The sequence below is a fragment of the Phormidium pseudopriestleyi FRX01 genome (genome assembly GCF_017313335.1).
Lineage (GTDB): Bacteria > Cyanobacteriota > Cyanobacteriia > Cyanobacteriales > Laspinemataceae > Laspinema > Laspinema pseudopriestleyi.
On the sequence record NZ_JAFLQW010000615.1, the window covers coordinates 1 to 3,411 of the forward strand.

Below are 3,411 nucleotides of genomic sequence, written 5' to 3' on the forward strand. Positions count from 1 at the left end.
AGTCTTCTGCATCACTGTCTAAAATGCTATAGCGGTAGAGAGCTTGTAAGCGTTCTTCTTCATTATCGGGCAACCCTGCCGGTTGCATGGAACGCGGACCAAAAAAATACTGAAACTTCCGGATAAAAAATTTTACCGGCAGGAAGGCGACGCTCCACTTCATGATTTTTTTGAGAATGTTGAACCCAGCTTTTTTCTCTCTATTCGCAGATTTTTATGACGCCGACGGGGGGTTGACATTTTTGCTATTTTTCGCGCTTGACGCAGTAACCGCTTGGCTATTTTAACAGTCGGTACTTTTTAGATCTTACTCGATCCCGGGGACAGTTGAGCGGTGTGAAAGGTATATTTAACGCTTCAGCAATCGTTTCGCTTCCCGAATGCCGGAGAGGTAAGCGCCATGTACAGTGGCGGGATAGTCCCTAGAAGTTGCTTCTCCGGCAAAGAAAAGGCGATCGCCAATGGGTTCAGCTAAGATATCGCGATCGCCACTGTCTCCCCCGACGGCAATATGAGAATAGGACCCAAAGGCAAATGGATCCTGACTCCATCGCGTCACAATCATGCTCTCGGGTTCGGGAATGCGATCGGCATAACTCCGTCGCAACACCCGCAGCACTCCTTCGCGAATTTCCCCCTCAGAAAGTTGTTCGATCTGCCGAGCAAAACTCCCCCCTATAAATGCTATTAATGCCGATTGCTGACTATACAATGACCCATTTAAAAATTCCGAAAAATCTGGAGCATTCTCATGAAGATACCCCAATACATGATAGTCTTGAGGCCAAAATTGTTCGGGGAATTTTAAGACAACTTTATTTAAAACTCCCATACTCAAGCGATTGATAGCCCCTTGTTTATTTCTCGGTAATTCTGGGAAAAATTGGATAGATCCAGATTTTAAAACACCGAGGGGTAACGTCACAATTGCTGCATCTGCCGTCCAAGTTTCACCTTCAGTCGTGACAGAGACGCCGGAATCGGTGTAACGGATTTCAGTCACTGTTTGTTGCAACTGAATCTCCAGATCATTGGCTAATCCCGTGATAATTTGGTCATATCCTTGGGGAAAGAGATAATCCCCCCCGTCCAAGTCTTCTGCCTCATCGGCATACCAACTAGAGAGACTCTCTAAATCGGCCCCGAATTCCGTCACAAATTCAGAATTGAGCCCCCATTCAATCAGTTGAGCTTGTTGAGGAGTCAGGGTTTGAGTGGCTAAAACTTGTTGTAATGCTTCAGCAATGGAAAGGTCCTGTTCCGAATTTTCAGCGATAGATGCAGCGCGATCGCGAATTTGTTCGTAGAGGGCGTAACTGGTCTCAAAATCGCGATCGCTAATTGGGTTTCCCTGACTGTTGTATAGTATAATATTATCAAAATCCGTCGGCACAATCGGAATTTGCCACTCTCGCGCTAGAGTAGCAATCGGGTTGCCCGTAATCCCATGAATCCAGGATGCACCCAAATCCACGGGAAAACCCAGAGTGCGACTGGTGTGGATTCGGCCCCCGATGCGATCGCGCCCTTCCAACACCGTCACTTGAAACCCCTTACTCTGAAGTTCTCGCGCTGCTGCTAAACCAGCAATTCCAGCACCAATAACTAACACCTTTTGCGGTGAGGATTGTGCTTGATTGTCAGAACAAGCTAAACTCAAACCCAATGTACTAGCAAACAAACTCAACTGAAGGAACCGACGGCGGTTAAACAGCCATTTGTACAGAGGGATAGGGGACATATTAATCAGAGGTAAATGGGGAATGGATTGGTGATTTTATTATAGATTCAGTTGAAATTTATAACAACAGGTATGGGAAGACATTTTAAAAAAATTGAAACCAAGGCGGGAATTGACCGGCGAGAAACTGGGTATTATTCCACTCCAGATTTTGTCGCTGAGTTCATCGCCAAGGCGCTGATAGAACTCAACCCCCAGGGCCGCACTGCGCTAGATCCTTGTGTCGGTCGAGGTGAAATGGTAATTCCATTGTTAAACCAGGGACTTTCCGTGGATGGAATGGATATTTTACCTTTTGATTTACCCACCTCCATTAATTTTACTCAAACCGATTTTTTGCAATACTATCAGCAAAAAAAACTATTGAGTATTTTAAATAACCCGATAGATTTACATTATGACTTCTATCTGGCTAATCCTCCCTACAACTGCCATGAAGTGGCCTATATTCGAGAGAATAAAACCCGCTTATCTCGTCTATTTTGGGACATTGGGGTGCATAATATGTATGCCCTATTTATGGCCGCTTTAATCGATTGTGCAAAATCTGGTGCTTTAATCGGATTTATTACCCTCGATTCATTCTTAACCGCTAAAGCACATCAGAACTTACGCCATAAAATTTTACAAAACTGTGCAGTTCATTACTTACTGCTTTGTTCTAATGATTTATTTTTAGACCAAGGTGCAGATGTCCGGACTTGTCTCATGATTTTGCAAAAAGGCACTCATTATCAAGGGGTAGTAAAGGTGGCGAATCGTCCCCTGACTCAACCCGATTTTCAGCGGATGTTAATCCAGAAAAAATGGACAGAATTACCCCGGGAAAAAATCACTCTACCTGGGGAAGCGGATCACTCGGAATTTATCATTGATATTCCCGATGAGATCCGAAACCTGTTCCAGTCTCCCCGACTGGGGAATCGTTTTCGTTGCGTTACGGGGATTTCTACAGGCAGCGATCGCACCTATTTATCCAAACATCCCCGTCCTGGATTTACCATTCCCTTTTATAAAAATCCGGGGTCCTGTCGCTTTTTTACGAAACCGAATGCTTACTTAGTCGATAACTTTTTATCTGTAGCGGAAACCATTCCAAATTTCACCATTCGGAATAAATCTCTATTATATCAGCCCGGGATTACTTGTTCCTCAATGGGAGTCACCTTCTCCGCTTGCTATCTTCCCGCCAATTCCACTTATGGGGTCAATGCTAATATTATTACCTCGGACTCGGATACCTGGTGGCTGTTAGCTTATTTGAACAGTCATCTCGTAACCTTTATCGTGCGAAGTCTTTTAAATCGGTCTAATATGATTACCTCGGGCTACATTTCGCGGATCCCGATTCCTAAACTTAGCCCAATTGCTCTAACTCAAATGAGTGCGATCGCCCGTGAAGCATATCTCAACCAAGTCTCGCCAAAAGCAGCCAGCCAATATGTAGAACAAATTAATCAAATTATCTGGAAAGAACTCGATTTTACAGAAGAGACTATTGCCAAGATTCACAATTTTTGCCAAAATCTCATTCGGGCGACGTAAGACTCGCTTATAGTATTCGATAGATAGGACAAAAACCCGGGTTTCTGCATCAGATTGATTGCGAATCAGCAGAGATTTTTAAAAGAAACCCGGTTTCTAACCCATGCTGTAAACAGGACAAGAAA

2 protein-coding genes are annotated in these 3,411 nt (G+C 44.1%); one reads left to right on the plus strand and one right to left on the minus strand.

The window, feature by feature from the left end; translation table 11 throughout:
• Window positions 1–349 precede the first annotated feature (349 nt).
• Window positions 350–1,741, minus strand: a complete 1,392-nt coding sequence (locus J0895_RS23445) for an FAD-dependent oxidoreductase (protein WP_207090405.1) — start codon at window positions 1,739–1,741, stop codon at window positions 350–352.
• A gap of 72 nt (window positions 1,742–1,813) precedes the next feature.
• On the opposite strand from J0895_RS23445, the gene J0895_RS23450 reads away from it, so the two are divergent.
• The gene (locus J0895_RS23450) at window positions 1,814–3,286 is read left to right on the plus strand and encodes an N-6 DNA methylase (RefSeq protein WP_207090406.1); all 1,473 of its coding nucleotides are present in this window, start codon (window positions 1,814–1,816) and stop codon (window positions 3,284–3,286) included.
• Window positions 3,287–3,411 lie beyond the last annotated feature (125 nt).